The sequence below is a fragment of the Candidatus Babeliales bacterium genome (genome assembly GCA_019749895.1).
GTDB lineage: Bacteria > Babelota > Babeliae > Babelales > RVW-14 > AaIE-18.
In genome coordinates this window covers 17,288-39,143 of record JAIEPG010000005.1, presented here as the reverse complement: position 1 = coordinate 39,143, position 21,856 = coordinate 17,288, and the positions used below count along the sequence as shown (strand labels likewise).

The 21,856-nt window shown below is 43.3% G+C and carries 26 protein-coding genes; 1 reads left to right on the top strand and 25 read right to left on the bottom strand.

All coding sequences use genetic code 11. The features are described 5' to 3' along the window. Positions 1-53: 53 nt before the first annotated feature. From K2W90_04605 to K2W90_04560, 10 genes are all read right to left on the bottom strand, one after another. A complete protein-coding gene (locus K2W90_04605) occupies positions 54-404 on the bottom strand; it encodes a tetratricopeptide repeat protein (GenBank protein MBY0353617.1) in 351 nt (116 codons plus the stop codon). Positions 405-416: 12 nt separating this feature from the next. Continuing rightward, on the bottom strand, positions 417-1,400 hold the full coding sequence (locus K2W90_04600) for an SPFH/Band 7/PHB domain protein (protein MBY0353616.1): 984 nt from the start codon (positions 1,398-1,400) through the stop codon (positions 417-419). A 23-nt stretch (positions 1,401-1,423) separates the two neighbouring features. Next, positions 1,424-1,933: an NfeD family protein gene (locus K2W90_04595; GenBank protein ID MBY0353615.1), complete on the bottom strand. Its 510-nt coding sequence runs from the start codon at positions 1,931-1,933 to the stop codon at positions 1,424-1,426. Between the two features lie 107 nt (positions 1,934-2,040). Further along, positions 2,041-2,694 (bottom strand): N-acetylmuramoyl-L-alanine amidase, encoded by a 654-nt coding sequence (locus K2W90_04590; GenBank protein MBY0353614.1) that lies wholly within the window; start codon positions 2,692-2,694, stop codon positions 2,041-2,043. Beyond that, positions 2,691-3,368, bottom strand: coding sequence for an ankyrin repeat domain-containing protein (locus K2W90_04585; GenBank protein ID MBY0353613.1), 678 nt, complete (start codon positions 3,366-3,368; stop codon positions 2,691-2,693). The genes K2W90_04590 and K2W90_04585 overlap by 4 nt, the downstream gene beginning before the upstream one ends. Beyond that, positions 3,365-4,129 (bottom strand): hypothetical protein, encoded by a 765-nt coding sequence (locus K2W90_04580; protein ID MBY0353612.1) that lies wholly within the window; start codon positions 4,127-4,129, stop codon positions 3,365-3,367. Before K2W90_04580 ends, K2W90_04585 begins: the two co-directional genes overlap by 4 nt. Positions 4,130-4,153: 24 nt before the next feature. Beyond that, positions 4,154-4,927, bottom strand: coding sequence for an ankyrin repeat domain-containing protein (locus tag K2W90_04575; protein MBY0353611.1), 774 nt, complete (start codon positions 4,925-4,927; stop codon positions 4,154-4,156). Positions 4,928-4,957: 30 nt separating this feature from the next. Continuing rightward, entirely contained in the window at positions 4,958-5,266 is a 309-nt protein-coding gene (locus K2W90_04570; protein ID MBY0353610.1) for an ankyrin repeat domain-containing protein, read from the bottom strand. A gap of 102 nt (positions 5,267-5,368) precedes the next feature. Further along, positions 5,369-5,914, bottom strand: a complete 546-nt coding sequence (locus tag K2W90_04565; protein ID MBY0353609.1) for an ankyrin repeat domain-containing protein — start codon at positions 5,912-5,914, stop codon at positions 5,369-5,371. A gap of 31 nt (positions 5,915-5,945) precedes the next feature. Beyond that, positions 5,946-6,812: a hypothetical protein gene (locus K2W90_04560; GenBank protein ID MBY0353608.1), complete on the bottom strand. Its 867-nt coding sequence runs from the start codon at positions 6,810-6,812 to the stop codon at positions 5,946-5,948. Positions 6,813-6,986: 174 nt separating this feature from the next. Between K2W90_04560 and acs the strand changes: the two genes are divergently transcribed. Then, the gene (acs, locus tag K2W90_04555) at positions 6,987-8,870 is read left to right on the top strand and encodes an acetate--CoA ligase (protein MBY0353607.1); all 1,884 of its coding nucleotides are present in this window, start codon (positions 6,987-6,989) and stop codon (positions 8,868-8,870) included. 471 nt (positions 8,871-9,341) lie between these two features. On the opposite strand, the gene K2W90_04550 is transcribed toward acs, so the two are convergent. The 15 genes from K2W90_04550 to K2W90_04480 form a co-directional block, all read right to left on the bottom strand. After that, positions 9,342-9,728 (bottom strand): nucleotide pyrophosphohydrolase, encoded by a 387-nt coding sequence (locus K2W90_04550; GenBank protein MBY0353606.1) that lies wholly within the window; start codon positions 9,726-9,728, stop codon positions 9,342-9,344. Between the two features lie 20 nt (positions 9,729-9,748). Beyond that, the gene (locus K2W90_04545) at positions 9,749-10,420 is read right to left on the bottom strand and encodes a hypothetical protein (protein MBY0353605.1); all 672 of its coding nucleotides are present in this window, start codon (positions 10,418-10,420) and stop codon (positions 9,749-9,751) included. A 33-nt stretch (positions 10,421-10,453) separates the two neighbouring features. Then, positions 10,454-10,897: an ankyrin repeat domain-containing protein gene (locus tag K2W90_04540; GenBank protein MBY0353604.1), complete on the bottom strand. Its 444-nt coding sequence runs from the start codon at positions 10,895-10,897 to the stop codon at positions 10,454-10,456. An 81-nt stretch (positions 10,898-10,978) separates the two neighbouring features. Further along, positions 10,979-11,899: an ankyrin repeat domain-containing protein gene (locus K2W90_04535; protein ID MBY0353603.1), complete on the bottom strand. Its 921-nt coding sequence runs from the start codon at positions 11,897-11,899 to the stop codon at positions 10,979-10,981. A gap of 47 nt (positions 11,900-11,946) precedes the next feature. Continuing rightward, positions 11,947-12,687: an ankyrin repeat domain-containing protein gene (locus K2W90_04530; GenBank protein ID MBY0353602.1), complete on the bottom strand. Its 741-nt coding sequence runs from the start codon at positions 12,685-12,687 to the stop codon at positions 11,947-11,949. Positions 12,688-12,731: 44 nt separating this feature from the next. Next, positions 12,732-13,139, bottom strand: coding sequence for an ankyrin repeat domain-containing protein (locus K2W90_04525; protein ID MBY0353601.1), 408 nt, complete (start codon positions 13,137-13,139; stop codon positions 12,732-12,734). A gap of 87 nt (positions 13,140-13,226) precedes the next feature. After that, complete coding sequence (locus K2W90_04520) at positions 13,227-13,904, bottom strand: ankyrin repeat domain-containing protein (GenBank protein ID MBY0353600.1); 678 nt, start codon at positions 13,902-13,904, stop codon at positions 13,227-13,229. A gap of 37 nt (positions 13,905-13,941) precedes the next feature. Then, complete coding sequence (locus K2W90_04515; protein MBY0353599.1) at positions 13,942-15,300, bottom strand: ankyrin repeat domain-containing protein; 1,359 nt, start codon at positions 15,298-15,300, stop codon at positions 13,942-13,944. A gap of 45 nt (positions 15,301-15,345) precedes the next feature. Beyond that, positions 15,346-16,077: an ankyrin repeat domain-containing protein gene (locus K2W90_04510; GenBank protein ID MBY0353598.1), complete on the bottom strand. Its 732-nt coding sequence runs from the start codon at positions 16,075-16,077 to the stop codon at positions 15,346-15,348. 163 nt (positions 16,078-16,240) lie between these two features. Further along, positions 16,241-16,708, bottom strand: coding sequence for an ankyrin repeat domain-containing protein (locus K2W90_04505; protein ID MBY0353597.1), 468 nt, complete (start codon positions 16,706-16,708; stop codon positions 16,241-16,243). A gap of 110 nt (positions 16,709-16,818) precedes the next feature. Beyond that, positions 16,819-17,283, bottom strand: a complete 465-nt coding sequence (locus tag K2W90_04500) for an ankyrin repeat domain-containing protein (protein MBY0353596.1) — start codon at positions 17,281-17,283, stop codon at positions 16,819-16,821. Between the two features lie 129 nt (positions 17,284-17,412). Next, positions 17,413-17,955: an ankyrin repeat domain-containing protein gene (locus K2W90_04495; GenBank protein MBY0353595.1), complete on the bottom strand. Its 543-nt coding sequence runs from the start codon at positions 17,953-17,955 to the stop codon at positions 17,413-17,415. A gap of 29 nt (positions 17,956-17,984) precedes the next feature. Next, the gene (locus K2W90_04490) at positions 17,985-18,899 is read right to left on the bottom strand and encodes an ankyrin repeat domain-containing protein (GenBank protein ID MBY0353594.1); all 915 of its coding nucleotides are present in this window, start codon (positions 18,897-18,899) and stop codon (positions 17,985-17,987) included. Positions 18,900-18,935: 36 nt separating this feature from the next. After that, on the bottom strand, positions 18,936-20,021 hold the full coding sequence (locus K2W90_04485; GenBank protein MBY0353593.1) for an ankyrin repeat domain-containing protein: 1,086 nt from the start codon (positions 20,019-20,021) through the stop codon (positions 18,936-18,938). 223 nt (positions 20,022-20,244) lie between these two features. Next, positions 20,245-21,801, bottom strand: coding sequence for a hypothetical protein (locus tag K2W90_04480; protein ID MBY0353592.1), 1,557 nt, complete (start codon positions 21,799-21,801; stop codon positions 20,245-20,247). Positions 21,802-21,856: the final 55 nt, after the last annotated feature.

Genomic DNA, 21,856 nt, shown 5'->3' with positions numbered 1-21,856 from the left:
TTTTATGCTAAAAAAGGCACTTTGTTCTAAAACAGAGTGCCTTTTCATGTTTTTTAAACTGCTCTTGTTTGGTTCTTTTTTATCAGCTTTCCTTGCAGTGCGAGAGCTGCTTTAACTGGCTTATTGCGCAGTTGATAGCAGATATTAAGTTGGTTGCAAACCTTTCTGCTGTTGGGTCTAAAACTTAATGCTATTTTATAATATCTAACTGCCTGTTTATAATCGTTACGGCTTTGTGCTAGTAGGCCTAGATCGCAATAAATTCTGCAGGTGTCTTGGTTGTAAGCGTTGCGGCTATAAAAGTGTGAGTCTGCGGTGCTATGACGCGCAAACAGCAAAAATGCCCACCAAAAAAAGAGCAAAGCGCCTAACAAAATAACCGACAGTCTAATCCGTCTGACCATTCTTACTATCTCCTACTTTTCAAGATCTTTGAACAGTGTTTTAATACTACTCAACGAGCCCATGATAGCACTAGCTTCATACGGAACCAAGATAAGTTTGCCATTTTTGTCTTTTGTCATTTCTGGCAATGCTTTAATGTAGGTTAGGGCGGTCATGTAGGGCAGTGGGTCTTGACCTGGCACTGCATCGCGAACTACTTTAATAGCATCAGATTCACCCTGTGCCAGCAAGCGACGAGCATCAGACTCACCTTGTGCGCGCATAACTTGCGACATTTTAACGCCTTCAGCCTCTAAAATTGCTGCACTCTTTTTACCTTCAGCTTCCAAAACTGCTGCAGTTTTTAAGCCTTCAGCTTCCAAGATATGAGCACGACGGTCACGTTCTGCACGCATTTGCTTTTCCATAGCATCGCGGATATCACGTGGTGGGTTAACTTCTTGTAGCTCAACGCGATTTACCTTAACGCCCCATTTGTCGGTTGCTTCGTCAAGAATTGCCGTGAGCTTTTCATTAATCATGTCGCGTGAGGTTAGTGACTCGTCCAAATCCAATGAGCCAATAATGTTACGTAGCGTTGTTTGTGTTAGTTTTTCAATACCTTGTGGTAAGTTGTCAATTTCGTAGGTGGCGGCTATTGGGTCAGTAATTTGGAAATAGAGCAGGGCGTTAATTTCCATAGTTACGTTGTCTTTGGTAATAACGTTTTGTTTTGGGAAATCGTACACACTTTCACGCAAATCAATGCGATCAATATAGCGAGAGAAGCGATACATTTTGCCACTGCGTGCTTCTTCTTGAATAAAAGTCCACAAAACTTGGCGTGGTTTGTCGGCAAAGGGCATGACAAAATTAAGGCCAGGTTTTAAAACGCTGTGAAAACTACCAAAGCGTTCAATAACAATTACTTCTGCTTGTTTAACTACGTACGTAGCTTTGGCAAGCAAAAAAGCGAAAAACAAAAATACGATACAAAAGAAAATGAGAAAAATCATGAGAAATCCTAAAAAAATACTTGTTAGTCTGCTTTAACAATAACTTTGTTACCTTTGGTACCAATAATACGTACCGGGGTACCTTTTTGCAAAATAGTATGGTGATTGTGTGCCACCGCTGCCCACTCTTCACCGTTAACTTTTACGCGACCTGTTTTGGTTGCTTCAATGGTGTGAATTACTATACCTTGTTCGTTGTGCAATGCTTCAATGTTGGTGCGCAGTGCTGGGCGTGCTGGCGCGCTTAAAAAGCGGCGCATGCATTCAAATGAAAGTACCGCTACGCTCAGTGCAACAACGCACTGCGTAAATAACGAGTACGAAAGTAGCGCTAATAGTGATGCAGCAAAGCAACCAAATGCCAACGAAATAAAATAAAAAAGCCCGGGCATATTAATTTCAATAACGAGCACAACTATGCCGAGTGCAAACCAAGCCAAGCTCAATAACGCATCGGGAGTGGCAAGGACGGACAATGGTTGGTAAACGTGTTGTTCCAAGAAATTTGGAAGAGAATCGAAAAAGGTCTTCATAGCGGCTCTTTTCTGCGCTTGAAAGGGAAAAAATACTAACTAAAAAAAGAATAACACAGTTAGTAAAAATAGCCAGAAAAATGCGGAGAATTCAATACAATTCTTTTCTAGGAAATGAGACATGCGTTAACTAAAGCCTGTTTGATTGGCTGAATCAGGCTTTCTAGTTTGGTTGAGCTACTCAAGCCAATTTCAATGATAAGTCCTGCAGGCTGCACACCGGCTAGTGGTTTGAGTGGTAAGCCAAAAGGGCCAAAGCAGTCGAAAAACTGCTGGTACTGCGGCGTTATTAGTGTTTCTTTTATGCTTTCTATTCGTTTGAGTGTGGTGCGTAGGTTGGGTAGGTGAGCTTGTGAAAGAGGGGTAAAGCTGAGCTGATTGAATGTGCGCGTGGCAAGGTCGGTTAGCGGGTTGCGCAGTTGATGATACAGATAAATGCGGGGCTTGGCGGTCAGCTCGTGGTAGCAGTGCAGTCGTACAAACAGGTTGACGTTGAGCCGGTTGGCAAACGAAGCTGCCTGGAGGGGTAGGCATTGTTCGCCAGGTTGGCGGCTTAAAAGTGGGTAGATTTCTGGTTCTTGTGCCAGTTCTTGCTGCAGCTTTTCGGCCAACGTCAGCGTTGCGCCGCGCTCATAACCTTGCGCCAGTTTGCGGCCCAGCTCATGAGCATCGCCTGCAGGGTCGAGCATAATGATGGCACGACCGTGTGCCTGGCTGGAGAGTGCGAGTGTAGTTAGTAACAAGATAATTTTTTTTATCACAGATTACAGCCTAGCAATAAATCTCTCGTGAGTTGATTTGATAGCTCAAGTTTAGTTCTGAACAAAAATTGTTCGCAAGAATCAAAGCCTGCTTGACGTGCTTGGTCGTGCCGAAAAAGATTGAAAGATGCTCTTGCTCGCGCAAGTGCAGTAAAGCCATCGCTGTCTTTTTGGAGTAAGTGAGGCCACACGTGATTGATAGATAAAGTATGTAGGAGGTAGTGGCATAAGTTTTCAACGCAGGTCAGGCATCCGGCCCCTGCGGCCATGTGAAGTGGTAGTTCGTTTTCTGCCAATGCTGAGAAATTGGCTTGCTTTTTCAGCAAAGCGTTGATGCACAGACAATGTTTTGAATTGTGCACTACCCATACCGACCAGGGAACCAGTAACTCATCAGATTCTTCCAATGGCTCTGGTGCATGATTGAGAAGAGTATTAAGACATTTGAGGCTGCCTTGCTCCACGCAGTGGCGCAGGAGTGTGTAATAATTTTCGTTCAGTTCTTCGTTCTTTGCTGCAAACAAAAGCTCAAGAGGCTCTTTGTGGTTGTTTGAGCAAGCCTGTTTAAGTGCGGCAATATCGAGCGCTTCTGGGCTTTGTGAACGTGTTACAACGGCATTGAGCGGGAGTTTAAAGAGCGTTATGAAACAAAAAAATAAGAGTGCTTTTTTCATGAAAGTTCTCCTGAAGCATAATCGCTTGAGCTTGATTCTTCATCTTCATCTTCATCTTCGGTTGCGCTGTAGTTGGTATCTCTTGAAGAGCTTTCATTTTCTTCAGAGTCAGTGTTGCTTGAAAATTCATCAGCGTCTGACTGGTCTAATTCTTCTGTGTTGTTCTGTAGGAGCATTATGCAAAGCAAATATTTTTCTTTAAGGTCTGTGCGAGTGCTTGCATCAAGTCTGCTTTGGTATTGTGTCCACATCATGCTTTCGTTTGCGACTCCCTGTGCCGTTTTACCTTTGCGGTCTACCCAGCAAGGGTCTGCTCCGTACAGCAATAAATTTTGAATGCATGATACACAGGGAACTTGTGCGGCCTCGTGAAGCACCAGGCCATCGGGTGCAAGGGCTGTCCAGTTAGTTCTTTTTTCTAGAAGGATTTTTAAGGCGGTACAGTGGTTGGGCGTATGAGTAGACCAATCGATGAGAAGTTCTGGGCAATGTGTGAGTGGTACTGGTGTGTGTGCAAGAAGATAGCGCAAGCATTTCATGTTGCCATTTTCGATGCAATGGTCAACGAGTTCATAAAAAAACTCACGAGCGCCAATGTTGGCTTCAAACAACAGTTCAAGAAGCTTTTTGTTGTTTGTCGTGCAAATTTTTGTAAGTTTTTCAAAGTTGAGAGGTTTGAGGCTTTGCGACCGTGTCTTGACGGCGTTAAGTGGCATACTGAGTAGCATTGAGATTAGAAATAAACTTACTTTCTCTATCATACTCTCCCTTTTGAGCGTTATGAATTATTGAAAGGTCCTCGTTTCTAAAAGCGTTACGCAGGTAGCAAAATGCTTGTATGTATAAGCAGGGTTTGACATTTTGTTGTACGGCATCGAGCTGCCTTCAAAAAAAATTTCACGGCATCCTGGAACAGCATGAGGCGGCTTGCATTTACCCAAGAGCTCTTGCGCTTCTTTGAGCGGCGTTTTTCCTTGCTTATCGTGAGCAGCTGGGTCTGCGTTGTGTATCAGTAGTACATTAACACAAAGTGGACAGCCTTGAAAGCACGCCAAATGAAGTGGCGTTGTTGTGTGACTGAGTATATTTGGTTGGGCGCCGGCTCTCAGCAAAGCTTTAACACAGAGACATTTTTTTGAAGCTATAAATTTACCGCTTTTTTCGTTAAATTGTCCATGCAGCCAGTGTGTTTTGAGTATGGTAAGTAGCAAAGAAGCAAGAAAACCTGGTTTAAGATTTTCTTTGTAATCGTGTGTGAGTAAAAATTTTAAGCAATCTAAACTTATGTTTTCCGTAGCAATACTTAAGAGGTTTTCATATTTTTTTTGTTCGCAAAGAAAAGAATTAAGAACATCTTTCTTATGTAATAATTGCAAGATTTCGATTCTATCATGTTCCACCTCTTCGCACAGCTCTTTATATGTTTGTGGTAGGACGTCGTCTGGATTTTCTTCATCTGAAGATGAGTACGAGTCATCTAAAAGTTTTGATGTGGCCGCGCTGTGGGCTGGTAGCCAAAGTAATGAAAGTGAAAAAAGCAGTAAGCATATTCTTTTCATAGTTGTCCAATCGTGGTGTGGGGTGTTGTTTTAAGATAACGATTCTAACAATATCTTGCACGCTTCAAGTTGTTCTGGTGTTACCGGTCTACGAAAGCGAGAGCTTTCTTTTAATCTTCTGGTAACTAATTCCAGCGGTGTTTCGTTATAATTATTTTTTATGGTTCTGTCCGCGCCGTGTGCAAGAAGTTCTTGAATGCAGAGTGTGCAAACTTGGCAGCAGGCAATGTGCAGTGCTGTATTCCCGCTAGAGTCGGATTGGTTGACCAGTACGCCAGTATTAATCATTTCTGTGACACGAGCACATTTTTCTGGCGTGTGCAGACCGCCAGTTTTCATGAAATCTACTAAAGATATGTGTTCTGCTGCTGTATAAATAGGGGCGCATGGCAGCAATAATGCGCACGCTAGTAAGATTGTTTTTTTCATAGTCGTTGGAGTCTAACAAATTTTTAATGAATTTAAAAAGGTTAAACACAGATTAAATTTTTCTTGGTTTTCTTTGTCTGTGTAAAATTCAGCGTATTTTTGAGCAACGCCAGCGGGTGTGTTGCCATCGCGATCTTTTTGCCAAGTTTTTGAGTCGTATTTGCATAATGCTTCAATGCAGGTGAGACAACCGGCTCTGCTGGCAAGGTGTATGGCGGTACTTTTACGATTTTGTGTTGTTGCTGTTGTGCTGGCACCAGCTGCCAACAGTGTTTTAACGCAAGCACAGTGTTTTTTTGTATGGTGTGGCCAAAAGAGTGCTTGAAGAAGTGGGGTGAGTTTGAGATGTTGCGAACGCGATTCAAGTGCTTGCTGTGCTTGTGGGTTTTGAAGAATAATTTTTAGACAATTAGCGTTGCCTTGTGCTGCATGGTGATGCAGCAACGCGCAATATTCTTTGTAGAGGCTACCAGGTGTTGCGTGTGCTCGTGTGACAACACCATGTGCCGATAAAAAAGTAATCAGTGTGGTGAACATAAATAAGCTTATTTTCTTCATACTATTCTCCTTCTTTTCACTGCTTAAATTACTACTGTTCAATCTCCGAGTCGTCTGAATCATCAAAAAGACTGCCAAAATTATAGTCTGGGCTACCTGGGCCATCTTGGCCAGCATTGTCTGAGTTATAGTCTTGAGAGCCATCTGCGTCGCCATTTTCATAACCGTCTGAATAGTAGCTGTCTGTATAGTCTTGGTCATCATGTATTTCTGGTGGCAATAGTGCTATTCGCTCGTTTAACAAACGTACACAAGCTTCGTACTTGGCAATCATTTCTTGACGAGCTTCTTGATCGAGTGGTTTTTCAGAGCTGCCAATATGCTTGGTCAATTTTTTGTTGAGCATACTCTTTGCTTCTTCAGTGGGAAGGTTTTTGTCGTAACTATCGCGTTTTCTAAGATTAACGCCCGTATCGCATACTGCTTGGACACAGGTAGGGCAGCCAACACTGCAGGCTCGGTGGATCAACGGCAGGCCAGCATCCTTTTCCAGAATTTCAGGAGTTGGAATTGCATTCAGAATCATTTTGACGCACGTGCAGTGTCGTGGTGTGTGCGGTCTGCCATGGAACAAGAGCCTGCTGAGTAGCATAAGCGCAAGGTTGTCATTTCGCTGTTCCAATTCTATGTCAAGGTTAGGGCTGTTTGCAAGAAAAAATCTGATACATTCAACGCTGGCAAAAACGGCACAATCACTGAGCACTGCGTAGGTGTAGTCATTTAATTCATATTCGTTTTTTGCGATAAGCCACTGTTTGAGGACTTCTACATTGTCTTGACGGCAAAATGTATGCCGAGCCATCATATTTGTTGGATCGAATGCATTGGAGCTTGCTGCGCCGTGAGCTGATGCAGAAAGGGTGAATATTGCGCATAATAATAAGCTTGTTTTCTTCATAAAAAAATCACCTTTTTATAAATTTTTTTACTAATCATTACATTGCGCCATTTTATAGCCGATGGCAGGGGACTGTCGAGAAAAACTGTTGTTTGATCAAGAATTTTTTTTTAGGTACATTGCAGTATCGAGAAAAAAGTTTTTGCATGAACGTGCTGGGAAAGGATTGGAGTTATGATGCCTGCTCTTGATACTCGTTTGAATTCAGAACATTTTTGGGAACAACAAGCGGAAAAACTTGCGTGGTTTAAGCGTTGGGACAAAACTTTAGAATGGCATGAGCCGTATGCTCATTGGTTTAAAGGTGGCCAGCTTAATGCGTCGTACTTGTGCGTTGACGTGCACATAAAAAATGGTCTTGGTAACAAAGTTGCTTTTCATTGGGAAGATGAGCAGGGCAGTGTGATAACTTGGACTTATGCTGAGTTGTACCAGCAGGTTAATCAGTACGCTCATTTGTTGCAAAAACTTGGCGTGAAAAAAAATGACATTGTTATGGTTTACCTGCCCATGATCCCACAGGCAGCAGCGGCCATTTTGGCAATCGCGCGCCTTGGGGCTACGCACTCGGTAGTTTTTTCTGGCTTTAGCAGCCATGCGCTTAAAGATCGCATTCACGATACGCAGGCAAAGTTTGTGATAACAGCCGACATTGGCATACGCCGCGGCAAAACAATTGAACTTAAAAAAATTGTTGATCAAGCAGTTAGTGACTGCCCATCAATTGAAAAAGTTATTATTATCAAACGCTCCCAGCACGAGCTTGTGCTGCACGAAGGGCGCGATATCATAGCGCAGGAGCATTTAGAAAAGAATGTTTTTGTAGAACCGGTTGCTGTTGAGTCTAATCATCCGCTCTACATTTTGTACACGTCGGGAACTACGGGCAAGCCCAAAGGCTTAATGCACTCGACTGGTGGCTACCTAACGTACGTGCGTGCAACTATGCAGTGGGCGTTTAATACAAAAAGTGATTCAGTTTATTGGTGCACGGCAGACATTGGCTGGGTTACCGGACATTCGTACGTTATTTATGCGCCGCTATTGCTGGGGCTTACTTCGGTTATGTATGAAGGTGCGCCAGATTTTCCAGACCCAAGTAGCTGGTGGCGCTTGATTGAAAAATATCGCGTTTCCATTTTTTACACCTCGCCAACCGCCATTCGCATGTGCATAAAATATGGCGATGAATGGCCGGCAAAATTTGATCTTTCAAGTTTAAAAATACTGGGAACGGTGGGTGAGGCAATTAACCCAGAAGTGTGGCGTTGGTACCACGAGCGCATTGGTGCTAATCAGTGCCCAATTATTGATACCTGGTGGCAAACTGAAACGGGCGGTTTTTTGATTGCGCCAACAGCAGGGCTAGATTTGGTATTACTTAAACCAGGTTCTGCAACGTTGCCGCTGCCAACAATTGAAGCTGAAGTTGTTGATGCGCAGGGTATGGCAGTGCCTGCTGGTACCAAGGGATATTTGGTCATTAAAAAACCATGGCCAGGCATGAACATTGGTATTTATAACGACCCAGAACGTTTTAAAGAAGTTTATTGGAGTCGCTTTAAAGGCATGTACTATACCGGTGATTATGCACGTGTTGATGATGATGGTTATTTTTGGTTGCTTGGTCGCGCAGACGAAGTAGTTAATGTTGCGGGGCATCGTATTGGCACGGCAGAAATTGAAAGTGCTGCGGTAACGCTTTCAATGGTTGCAGAGTCAGCAGCAATTGGCGTGCATGACGACATTAAGGGCGAGTCGATTGTGCTGTTTGCCATTCTGAAAAATAGTGGCGTTGGGCACGAGCACGAGATTAAACAACAAATTATTAAAGTAGTCCGTGAGCACATTGGCGCGTTTGTTGTGTTGCGTGGTGTTTATTTTGTTGATCGGTTGCCTAAAACGCGGTCTGGTAAAATTATGAGGCGCTTGCTTAAGGCGGTAGTTGAAGGTTCTGCAATTGGTGATATTAGCACGCTTGAAGATGGAGCTTCGTTGGAAGAAGCTAAACTGGCGTATAGTCAGTTACAAAGTATTGTGCACGATTTAACATTTTAACCATTCTTTTTTTCTTTTTTCATCTTCTTACAATCTCTGTCTTATCTAATTTTAAAGCATTTCGTTTTTTCCAAAGGGGGTATTGCGACCCCCTTTGGAATGGGCGCACCAAAGAAGTATCTTTGGAATCTCTGACGCACCAACGCCCGACAACCGCGCTAGCGCGCTCTGTTCGCTTGATGGTGCTTATTTGGAGCCATTAATCGATTTTTGACTTGCAAAATGTTGAACCAAAAACAACAACGAGCATCCGGAAAAGTGTAATTAATGGCTCTGTATAAGTACCGTGAGCGCACAGAGCGCGTAAGCGCGGTTGCAGCGATTCGGTGCGTCAGTGGGTCTTGGGCGACCAGCCCAAGTGCGGGAGGTGGTAGGAGGTGTCAGCATGTACACCTCCTACAAAACGCAAAAATTATCTAATGAATAGAGCAGAGATTGTAAGAAAAAGAAAAAGATAAAAAACCTGTGTGCTTATTTGTTTTTGTACTTCAATTCAAAATAGCGCTCAACGCTTCCTTGTACCTGATCTGCAGGGTATTTAAGTGCCTGCTTTTTTAATTTCTCTTTAAACGCTTGAGAAATATCAATTTTGGCATTGTGCGCAAAGTTGAGGCAACACAAAATAATATCACCCAGCTCGTCTTGCACTTGCGTTCTAAATTTTGGATTATTTTCTAATTCTGCATAAAGCTCTTCTGGCGTTCGCCATAAAAAAAGTTCTAATAATTCGTTTGCTTCAACGCTCAAGCTGGCTGCAATATCTTTGGGATTATGAAACTTTTCCCATCCCCGCTCTTGGAGATACACGCGCAAAAGATCGTTCAGTTCTTTAAATGTTGTTGTTGCGTCATTGCTCATGATTTATTCTTTCTTAGTTTTTATGCGCTTCGATAAATTCCTGCTTTTCTACAGCGCGGTCTGCGCCCGCTGCCTTTGCTGGTGGTTTCTTCTGTAACAGATCTTGTTAGTTGTCTTTCTTTTTCGGTAACATGTTTTTGTTGAGTGTTGGAAGTAGTGTGTGGTTTTACCGTTTTAAAACTAATCTCAGTTTTTTGCTCAAGCTTGCCACTCTCTCCGGGTACCCACTCTTTGGTAATAATTGGGACGGTGATCTGTTGCGTATCATGAAACACACGATTGTTGGCGTGAGCGTTTTCTGGTTCGGTTGCAGGAGAGCGTTGGATAGTTGGTGTTGCCGCTTGGCTTGCAGGATCAACAAAAGGCAGCATGAGTTTGGTGATGTATTCGCGTTGCTCGTGCGTGAGCAGGGTGCTGGCTAGCAGGCTGTGAAGCAGATTTTTAAAAGCGATGCGCTCTGGCTCGCCGTGCAGCGCAACTTCATGAAAAAGGCCCATCAAGAAACTTGCGCATGTTTCTTGGTCTTCTTTGCTCAGTGTTCGCTGGCCGGTTGTTTGAATGAGTTGGGTGAGCGTGGCAATTTTTTCGTTGAAGTTGAGTGTCTGCAGCGTGGCTATTTTTTCATCAACCGAAGCATGAACACTTGCAAAGAGCCAACTAGCGGTTAACGCGCAAAAAAAAATTTTCTTCATAAAAATCTCCACATTATTGTTTTTGCTAAATTGTTAATCTTCCGGCGTTAAAAGTCTGGTAAGTTGTGCATCTTGCCCGGCATCATATTCTCGTGGAACGCGGCCAAACTGGTCGGCTATGGTGATGTCTGCGTCGTGTTGGGTGAGCGTTTTAACAATCTCGGTAGCGCCTATGCGCGCGGCCAAGTGTGCTGCTGTTCGTCCTAATTCATCTTGTTCGTTAACATCAACTTTTTTTTCCTCGAGCAAGTAAGAAATAACTGCAGTGTGACGGCGTGAAGCGGCAAATGGTAATAAACCTAGTCCTTTAGTGGGGGCTCCCGTGGCAATGAGTTGCTTGAGCCAAGGTAAATTACTTGTTTCTACTGCCGCAAAAAGTAAAGGTGCTTGGGGATTTTCTTCAGGAGCCTCTCCTGCTGGCTGGGCAGTGGTTGCCAGTGCAAGTGTAATAAAAAGAGCACTCAATTTTTTGATCATTAATTAACTCCGTGTGATGTTGTAATGGTGATGATTTTCTAAAAACAATTTTTTAGTGACATCGTGTAGCATGCCAAAAATTTACGCAAAGAAAAAGGAGCAGGTATTCTCAGCAGATTTTAACACCAAATAATATAACATCATTTTTTCAACGCTTTGAAGATCATCATGATCGTCGTAAACTTCTTCATGCGTTTCTGCCCACATTTGCTCAGCTTTTTCCAAAATGTAAATCACGCCGTAGTGAGTGGCAAGGTCGCAAGGTTTTTTTTCAACATGATTACGAATGCACGGATTGGCACTCGCAGCAAGAAGTTCGCGCACGCAGGCAACATGCCCATTTTTGGCTGCCAAGTGCAGCGGTGTGTTGCCAAACTTATTTTGTGCATTAACACTTTCTCGATCAATGACTAGTTGCGCCATACTTGCAAGGCTGAGAAGGTGAACGTTTGAAAGGACTCCTTGCGTTGGATGAAGCAAATCGTGTACGCATGTTGAATGGCCACGCGCTGCTGCGTAGTGAAGTGGGAAGTTGCCTTGTTTATTTGCCCTGCCAGTTCTAGACGTTGCGGCAATGAGGACGCGCAAGCAGGTGCTAAAACCTTTCATGGCAGCATATTGCAGGGCCGCTAAGGCAGTGCTCATTGTGGTAGTTGGTGCCCAAGCCATCAGTTGTACGCAGGTGACATGGCCAATTAGCGCGGCATATTCAAGCGGTGTTTTTCCTTTTGCATCTTGTGCATTTGGGTTAGCACCTGCGGCAAGCAGTAGTTCTACACATGTTGTATTGCCAAGTGGCGTCGCCTCATGAAGTGGGGTAGTGCCCTGTTGATTAGTTGCGTTAACGTTGGCGCCAGCTCTAATAAGTTCTTGTAAGCGTTCGATGTTGCCATCTTTGGCAGCAACAAGAAGTTGTCGGTCATTTTCTGGCAGTGCAGCAGGCATTGCGGTGCTTGCGAGTGCAAGCGTTATAAAAAATGAGCATATAACTTTTTTAATCATGATCACGTTTTGGGTTAAAAATTATGATTACTTTTTTATGTTTGATCTTACCTGGCAACTGTTTGGCCAAATATGTCTGGGATTCTAGGATTGGCCCCGGCTTGCAGAAGAACTTGTGCAATATTTTTATAACCACTTAAGTAAGCAACATGTAGCGCTGTGTGTCCAAACATATTTTGCGCATCCAGATTAATATTATTTTTTTCTGTAATGCTATCAGTGCTGCTTCCCACTGACTGGCTAAACCGTTTGTAAATAAGCATATTTATAATGTTGATTTTCAGTTGTTCTATTTTAGGATTTTCCCGTTCCACAGAGCTGGACATTACGGCAAAGTGGAGAGGTGTGCCGCCGCTGTGTTCACGTGCATTCAGGTCTGCGCCGTGTTGAACAAGTCTTTTTACGCATTCAAGGTGAAGGCTGGAAACTGCTTCATGAAGAGGGGTTCGTAAGAGAGTAGCGCTTCGTAGCTCAGGATTTGCCCTATTTCTTAAGAGCAAGCTGAGGTGGTCGGCCATGCCGTTGTTTGCTGCATAATGCAAGCAAGTACTTCCGTTGTAGTAACAATTAACATCGGCGCCGGCAGCAATAAGTGCTAGTATTTCTTCGCAGCTTGCTTTTGAATGGAAAGCTTTAACAAATTCGAGGTTAAGCGTACGGTTATCTATTCTGGGGCTACTACTTGAGTCGTCAGCAGATGGTTGTTGTGTTGACGATGAACATGCTGCTGGCATTGCATTACTTGTTAGAACGAGTGCAAAAAAAAATGAGCTTAATTTTTTTATCATGATTAACTTTCGGTGCTTATGTAATAGTTTTCTAAAAACAATTTTTAGTGAGACATATGCTCTTCTGCCAATGCCCACATTTCTTCTGCCTCAAGCAAGCGGCGCATGAGTCTGCGGTATCGGTAGATGCCTGCAATGGTTGCAGCACCACAGCCCTGCTTGTTTTTAATGCACGGATTGGCACCCGCTGCAAGAAGTTGTGCTACAAAAGCAGAACGACCGTACTGGGCGGCCCAGTGCAGCGCTGTCCAGCCTTGGTTGTCTTGTGCGTCACGCGAAACGCTTGCAGCAACAAACTCTTCAATAACGTTTTGATGATTGTTGATTGCTGCGTGGTGAAGTGCGGTAAGGCCCTCTTGGTCGGCAGCATCAAGAGGTTGTATACCGGTGGGCAATGCCGTGTTTGCCAGTGCCAGTGTGAAAAAAAATGTACGTATAATTTTTTGGATCATGGTACTCTCCGGGTATCTAAGATTTTTTTTCAAAATACTCTCTTGCGAGGAGTGTACCACACCAAAAATTTATGCACAGAAAAATACTTAGCGCAAAGCCCTCATAACAAGCTTGTGCTGGTGCCAGGCTGCAATTTCAAAAGTGGTTTTACCTGAAAAATCTTGAAGATCTTTGTCGGCTCCTGCTGCAAGAAGTTTTGTCACACATTCAGCGCCGTCTTTGCGAGCGGCGGCAAAGTGAAGTGGCGTTTGTTGTAATGTGGTTAAAACATTGGGGTTGGCATTATTATTGAGCAATAACTGTAAGCACTCAACACGGCCGCGCAGTGCGGCGCAATGTAGGGGCGTTTTGCCGTGCTTGTCTACTGCTTCAATGTTGACGTGGCGATCAAGCAACAATTGCATAATTGCGCAATTGGCAGCGTAGTGGAGCGGTGTTAAGCCCTCTCTGGTTAGTGCTTCTGGGCTGGCGCCAGCATCTAAAAGTATTTTTACCATTTCAGTGTGACCGTTTTCTGCGGCTATGTGCAGAGCGCTTTCGCCAAACTTGCCCAGCCTGTCAATGCTAATGTTTTCTGCTTTTAGAAATTGAATATAGATTTTAATTTTTTTGCTTTCATTATATTTTGCTGCATCAAGAAAGCGCGATAGTATTGAGTCTTGTTTTAGTGACAGTTGTGCGTTGTGTGATGTTGTTGCTGCAGGCAGCGCGGTGTTTGCCAGAGAGAGGGAAATAAAAAGCAAAAACATAAATTTTTTAATCATGATTAACTTTCTGTTGTTTAATCGTTTAAATTCTTATTTATGAAATTATGCACATTGGATGGTTGACTGGTTGGAATGCGTTGCCTGCATGGTCTTTGATGCTTTTGTTTGCGCCAGCTTTAATGAGTGTTTGTGTTGGTTTCCAGTAGCCAACTTTGCTTGCCAGTAGCAAAGCTGTTTCGCCGGCTTTATTTTGTGCATTAATGTTGATTTTTTTGTAGAGATTGCGTGGTTTTGGATTAAAAATATTGTTTATCGAAAAATCTGGCCACAGAAGATAGCCGATCATGTTATCAACTTTTGCTTCAAGTGACAGGCCAGCCATCATAAGATTCTGATTATTTTTGTCTAATTCTTTTCGCTCTTGAATTGCGTAGTGAAGTGCGTTGTTGCCATCACCGTCGACTGCGTTAATGTTAGCACCGTTGTCCATTAAGAGTTGCGCGCATTCAAGATTAAGTCTTTTTGCTGCCAAATGTAGCGGGGTTTGGCCCAGAGCGTTGGGCGCGTTAATGAGCTTTGTACGTTCTTCAGGGGTTATAGAAACAAGAATGGTGTGCAAGCATTCCCAGGTTTCTTTTTGGTTTTGTTTTACACTCAAAATGTCGAGAATGTTTGTCATGGCAAGCGTGATGTGAAGTGCTGTGTTTTCGCCCGCAACTATTTCAAAAACATGAGCGCCGGCTTGAATAAGGAGTTGGGCGCAGTGGGCACGTTTTTGGGCTAAGGCAAGCATGAGTGGGCTAAAATGTGTACCGCGTTCGAAAAAAAATTTGTTAGGGTCAGCGCCATTTCTGAGGAGGAACCTAACATGATCTACGTGGCCTTCTCCTGCTGCTTGATGAAGCGGTGGCAACAGATAGCCACTGCTAAAATTAACATCAGCGCCCGCATCAATAAGCTCTTGTAGTTCTTGGCACGATGCTTTGCCAATTGCCATTTGCAGTTTGCGACTCAGTTGTTCTATTCTTTTTTCTTCGGCAGCATCGTCCTGGCTTATTTGAGTATGTTCAAGCATAAAACCAACGAGTTCAACTTCTGCATCATAATCATAATCTGATGATGGTGCAGTTTTACTGCTCAGTGTTTGGTAGTACAGAGCTTGGTTGTATGCGCTGTGTGATGCCCCGCTGATTGGGTGTGGGTTTTGTTTTACGCGTTGGGCAGCTTCTTCTGGGGTTTCTTTTGGATGGTGTTCAAGAACAAGGCCAGCAATTTTAAATCGATCAATCTTTGGTTCATAAGCTTTTCTGGCTTCGTGTTGTGCCATGTAGTAAGCTACTTTTTTTTCTGCTTCTTCTGGTGTTTCCCAGTGTGCATATTCGCTTGCTGTGGGCAAGGCAGTGCTGGTGAGGGCAAGGCTTAAGAGAAAGAAACTAAAGAACTTTTTAATCATGAGTAACTCCTGTTGTTTACTAATCTAGATTTATTAGAAAATAACTTATTCTTGTGGTGTCATCATAGCAGGTGTTTTGCCCTTTTTGTTGATGATATCAGTGTCGGCGTTGGCTCTAAGAAGCGCTTGTGCGCACTCATGGTTGCCTCGCAGTATGGCAAAATGAAGCGGTGTGTTGTCGTTATTGTCCAGAGCGTTAACGCTAGCGCCAGCTACAATAAGAGCTTGTACGCAGGTGAAGTGGTTGTTGAAGGCAGCTTTGTGCAATGCGGTTTTACCAAGGCGGTCTTTAGCCTCAATAGTTGCGCCTGCTTGAAGAAGTGCATTGAGGCATGATGGGTGTCCCATCCACGCAGCTTGGTGCAGGGGTGTTTCACCATTTTCAGCTTGGGTATCAATTTTTGCGCCATTTGCAATAAGTACTTCTAAGCAGACAAGTTTTCCGTTGTTTGCTGCAAAATGGAGGGCGGTCCAGCCAGCAGGGTCTTTAGTTTCAGTACTAATGTCGTGTGTAAGAAGTTCTTCCACGTATGCGCGGCGGCCCATTGATGCTGCGTGATGAAGGGGTGTTTGGCCCAGATCATCTTTGACACCAGGATTAGCGCCATCAGCAAGAAGTTTTCTTATGCTAGTGACAGCAACGCCCTTTTTAATGGCGGCCAAAAGAGCGTTATTTTTTTGTTCTTTCCAATCATCTGAAAATGATGATGCTGCAGGCATTGCAGTGTTAACGATGGTGAGTGCAATAAATAATGAGCCGGTAATTTTTTTGATCATGACATACTCTCCTGGTGTTTGGGTTGTTAAGAACTAAAAAAACAATTTTTTAGTGATATTTAGTGACACATTGTATCATGCCAAAAAATTATGCAAACAAAAAAGAGCACATAGTAACTATTGCGTGTATTGATGGGATCAAAAAAAAGAGAAAGCAAAAAAATTAATACTCGTTGGTAGTTTCTTGTGCAGCGTCAAGTAAGATATCAATAATTGCTTGAAAATCTTTTTCGCGTGCAATGTCGAGTGGTGTTTGGCCGAATTCATTTACCGCTGCTGGATTAGCGCCGGCATTAAGTAGTAGTTGTGTGCATTTGTAGCTGCCGCTCCACGCGGCTTTGTGCAACGGCGTTTCTTGAGTCCAATCGAGAGCATCAACGTGAGCAACGCGAATGAGTAGTTCTACGCAACGCCAGTGGCCGTTTTGGGCAGCCCAGTGCAAGGCCGTTAAGCCTGTTATGTCGGCTTCATTTACCGGGATCTGAACGCTAATGAGTTGCTGCAATCTAAAACATTGTCCAAATCTTGCTACTTCGCGCAGTTCATAAGCGCTGGCGGCTAAATGAGTAGCGGGGGTGTTGCTGGCAAGTGCAAGAGCTGCGCATAATGAGCGAGTAATTTTTTTATTCATGATAACTATCTCCATTAAATCACTATCTACTATTTTTTGACATCAGAAAATTTTTTTCAGTATGCCAAAAAACGGTTGCATAAGAAAAGAGAATGCTGAAAATGAAAAGGTTATTCTAATGGGTCTGCGGCTTCTAAGAGCTCAACAATTTCTGAGAGTTGGTGTTGTGTAGCGATATCCAGCGCGGTTTGTCCTTCGTTGTTTTTAAGGTGGACGTTAGCTTTTTTTTCAAGAAGTAGTTTGACTGCATCAACATGGCCGTACCTTGTGGCAACATGCAACGGCGTTATGCCGGTTGTTTTCTCTGGAGCGTCTACGACTGCGCCGTTTTCAATGAGAGCTGCCATAACTTCTGTTTTACCTCCACGAGCAGCCAAAAAAAGAAGTGGCATGCCCAACGGGCTTGTACCATTGGCATTGCCACCTTTGGTCAGAAGTTCTCGTACTTTGTCGCCATTGTCATCTTTGCTACTAACTGCTTGTAGGAGGTGGCGGTAGTTTGGCGTTGCTGCCGGCATGGCGTGTGTGGTGAGCGAAAGGGCAAGGGCAAGTAGCGTGACAATTTTTTTGTTCATATTCTTTTTCCTAAAATTTTTGACATGAAAAAATCTGTTATGTTTTTTCCCAGCTTGCCAAAAATTGAGACAAAGAAAAAGGAGCAGGAATTTCCTGCCCCTTTTTTATTAGCGAGTAAAATGATCTCTTTAACTAATGATACATTTTTTGTTTTTTTCTTGCTTCGGTTCTTTTCCATAATTTTCAATAATCATAGCAAGTTCTGTATAATCGTTGTGCCGACCGTGTTCTGCTGCTGTTCTTCCCATTCCATTTTTAAGCGTTGTGTTAGCACCAGCTTCAAGGAGCGCACGTACACACGATTTACGATCCATTGCTGCGGCGGCATGAAGAGGAGTTTGGCGCCATTCTCTTGTTTGGGCATTAAGTACTTCGTTAAGGATATTCTTTTCTCGAGCATAAAGAATAATGGTGTTTAAGCATTCGATGTTGTTATGAAGCACTGCTAGATAAAGAACAGTAAAACCTTCTTCGTTTTGAGCGAGAAGATTGGCGCCCTTTTTGATGAGTTTAGATACTTCGAACATTTGGTTGTTTGCGACAGCTTGAAAGAGACGTTTACTATATCTCTCAGCTACTGGCTGTACGCTTGCCGCAGAGCTTGATGCTGCAGGCAGTGTGTTAGTGCTAAGTGTAAGGGCGATAACTAGTGGGCTCATAAATTTTTTCATGATATAACCTATTTTTAAATAAACGTTCATTAACAAATGACGCATTTTTCTTTTTTGTTTTTTTCGTTTTTCTCAATGATCATAGCAATGTCTTCATGTCTATTTTGTCGAGCACATTGAGCTGCTGTATTGCCATGAGTGTCTGAAAATTCAGTATCAGCGCCTGCGGCGAGTAGTATGCGAACACATTCTTCGTGATCATGTTGTGCAGCTAAATGAAGAGGTGTTTGGTTTTTATTATCACGTAGATTCAGTATTGCAGGATCACTATGTACTAACATAACTATTTCTTGCATACATAACGTAAAGCCATTTATTGCTGCTACATGTAGTGCTGTTTGGCCGCGTTCGTTGGTTGTTCTGAGCGTTTCTAAGAGCATGTTTTTTTCCTGTGCATAGCTCAAGATTGTATGTAAGCACTCAGGTTTGTTGTTGTTGGTTGCAAAATGAAGTGCTGGCTTGAGGTTGTCTTGTCTCAGTAATTGTTTCAGTTCATCAATGTTGTTCGTTCCTATTGTCCTGAATAAAAGAAAAGTTTTTTGTTTGGGTTTTACAAATTGTGCTTCTTCGGGGGCAATAGAGGCTATAAATTTTAGGTGCTCTTTATTGCTAGAACGTTGTGCGAGTTGTAGCGGTGTAGTTCCCTTGTTATTCTCTATGTTTAAGATTTGAGGAAGAATATTTTGTTCTTGTGCTGAAAAAATAATACCAGCTGTTGCTTGTTTGTTGTTATGAATAATGGCAAGGTGAAGTGGTGTATTGCCATCACTATCTTGTGTACGTAAGTTTGCTGTTTTTATCCAGAAGGTTATTGAAGCTAAATCGTTTAATTTTATTGCTCTGCTTAATTCTACTTCAGGGATTTCTCCGTAACTAGATGCTGCAGGCAGTGCGTTGGCGTTAAGAGCAAGGGCGATAATTAGTGGGCTCATAAATTTTTTCATGATATAACCTTTTTGGTTCTTAATTTTTATTTTTCTTTAGCAAATTACGCACTTTTCCTGTTTTTGTTTTTTCTGTTGTGTTTTGAAAAGGGTTATCAGATCGGCATCTTCACGTTTGCGCAGAAGATCAACGGGACTCAGTCCCATTGAGTTACGGGCTTGGGTGTCAGCTCCTTGGCTAAGAAGAAGCCGAATGCACACGTCATTTTTTGCCTTTGCCGCCAGGTGGAGTGGCGTTTCGTTTTTGTTATCGCTCATGTTGATAATCAAAGAGAGCGTGCCGCTTGTTTGGGCATAATCAATAATTTCTTGGGCAAAGCGCGAATCTTCGATCATGTGGCTCGTTGGCTTGACCGTTTCGTCGTCTGCAATCAACATCACTGTTTTTTTCATAACAGCCATATGCAGAGCTGTTTGTCCCTGTGCATTTTGAGCATTGAGGATTGCATTCAAGACATTTTGCTGTTGTGCATGAGCAAGTATTACTTGTGCACACTCAAAACTATCCACAAGGACAGCGCCATGAAGAAGCGTATCTTTATTGCTATCTTGGTCTAAAAGGAGGTCTTTGTTCTCTGTCAAAAGATCCTCAGCTTGGGTGACGTTTTTGGTGATTATGGCCGTGCGCAATTTAATTGGTTTGTTTAGAGTGCTGTAGGACACGATGAGCTGATTATCTCTTGAAGCTGGTTGGCGTACAGGTGTTGTTGGCAGTGGGTGTGCGTTGCCAGCTTCGTCATAGTCAAAGGCGATCATGTTTTGGTACTTACGCATGAGGGTTGCGCAGCCCGTACGACCAAGGCGGTCTGCAAATTCAAGAGGAGTCAGGTTATCGCAGTCCCTACTATCAAGAATATGGAAGAGCAGATTTTTTTGGGTGGCGTAGTTGAGCAGTGCTTGCACAGCTTCTTGATTATTTTTTTTAACTGCGTAGTGCAGCGGTGTTCCTTTTTCAATGTCTAGCTCAAAAATGTTTGGATTTTGTTGAAGCAAAGTATCAAGAACGGGAATATTGTTATGTTCTATTGCAGCATGCAGCTCGTCAAGCGTTGGTTCTGCCGCTGGCAGTGCGTTGGCGGTAAGTGCGAGGGCAATAATAAATGCGTTCATAAATTTTTTCATGATATAACCTTTCATTTTTATGCATAAAACTGCAAAATCGGTCAAAGAAGCTTTTTCGCTCTTTCTATACCAATAGTAACAAATATTGCCAATTTGTCAATTTGATATAAATAATGGTGATTTTAGTTAAAAAGAGAGATTTTTGGGGTGGTGGTCTTTTGAGAGTTACAATGAACAAAGCCCGCTGCAGCTAGTAACTGCAGCGGGCTTTATAAATAGCTATTTACTGATTTTGAGCAGCTCTTTTGGTTTTGCCTGCTTTTATTCCTTGGCGCTTACCGCTCTTTTGAACGCGACGTTCTTTTCTTACTTTGGCGACCTTTTGTTTTTTTGCTCCAGGTATTGTTGTTTCTACTGTTGCAAGTGGTTGAGTTTGCTGTGGTATCATGGTTGATGTTACGTACTTTTGTTGTTTGGTTGAGAGTAACGGTGAGGTGCTTGCTGCTTTGAGCAGGTCTTGAGCAAGCGTAGCAACTTCTCTGCTTTGTTTTGCTACTTCTACCAAGAGATCGGCGTATGCTTGTTGTGTTTCTGGCTTAAAGGTTCCGGAGCCTGATTTTGCAGTTAGCTTGGACATAAAGCGTAAGCGATTTTCGATGAGCGGTTGTTTACCAATACTGTCTAATAAGCGTTTAATTCTGTCGTCATTAAATACCGTGTTACTGGTATCGGCTGTCGAGGTACCTGTTCCTGTTGCTGTTGCTAATTGAGCGTCAAGGCTGCCGGTACCTGGCGTTGTTTTGCTACCTGAGCTTGCAGTTGTGCCTGTGGTTGTGCCGGTGCCAGCATCTGGAATACCAGGAACTGAAACACTACCTGTTCCTGATTGGCTGTCGGTACTACCCGTGCCTGCAACATTGCCAGCACTCAGTTGGCTGCCAGCAGTTGTGCCGGTGCCCGAGGTGCCAGTGCCAGTAGCGCTTCCAGCTCCTGTTTGAACGCCAGAGCTGTCAGTACCTGCGGTTGTTCCACCGGTGGTTGTGCCAGTTGTTGCTCCAGTGCCCGTTGCTCCGCTTGTGCTGGTGGTTGTGCTTTCTTTTTTAAATTCTTTAAAAGCGTCTAATTTTGGTAACAGCTGTTGGCTTACGTATTGGCGGCGGCGGTTGTCGAGCAAAGGAACGCTGCCTTTGAGTGCTGTGCGCATGATATCGCGCAGTTGTGCTTGTGCTTGGTTGCTTTGGTTGGTGCGTTGTTCGTACAACTGTACCAATGTTCGGTAGTAAAGATCGCGAACGCCTTGCGTAAGGGTTATGCGCAAGCCGCGTCTGGTTACAAAATTGTTTGGGTTGGTAATGGCAGAAAGGCTATTTAAGCGATCTTGATAGGTCGATTTTTGAGCAGCGGTAGTAATTAAGTTTTTTAGAACGCCAAAAATCATATTTTGTGCGACATAATTCTGTTGTACTGGTGCCAATAACGTGCTTGACTGTGCTTGTGAAAGTACTGGCAAGAGCAATAGTTGGCTACTTTCTGAAGTGGCCATTTTGTAAGCGTCTTCAACGAGTTTGCCAAAAGCCGTTTGGGTGGAGGCGTTAAACGTTGCGCGATCTGAGCGGTCGATTAATGTTGAGAGCGCTTGAATTTTGTTTTCGACGGTCGACATGCCGCTGATTTGCTTAAAATAGCCAGTGGCAAGGTCGTCGATATTGGCTTGGCTTGCAAAGTTGGTAGGAATATTAAGCGGATTTGTTGATGCTGCCGACAAGGCAGAACCAACAAATAGAGCTACAACAGCAAAAAGCGTTGTAACCGATTTGACTAATGAGCATAATGACTTCATGGGCCTCTCCTCTTTATTTTAATACTACTACTTATTAAAATATCAAATAGTAAAT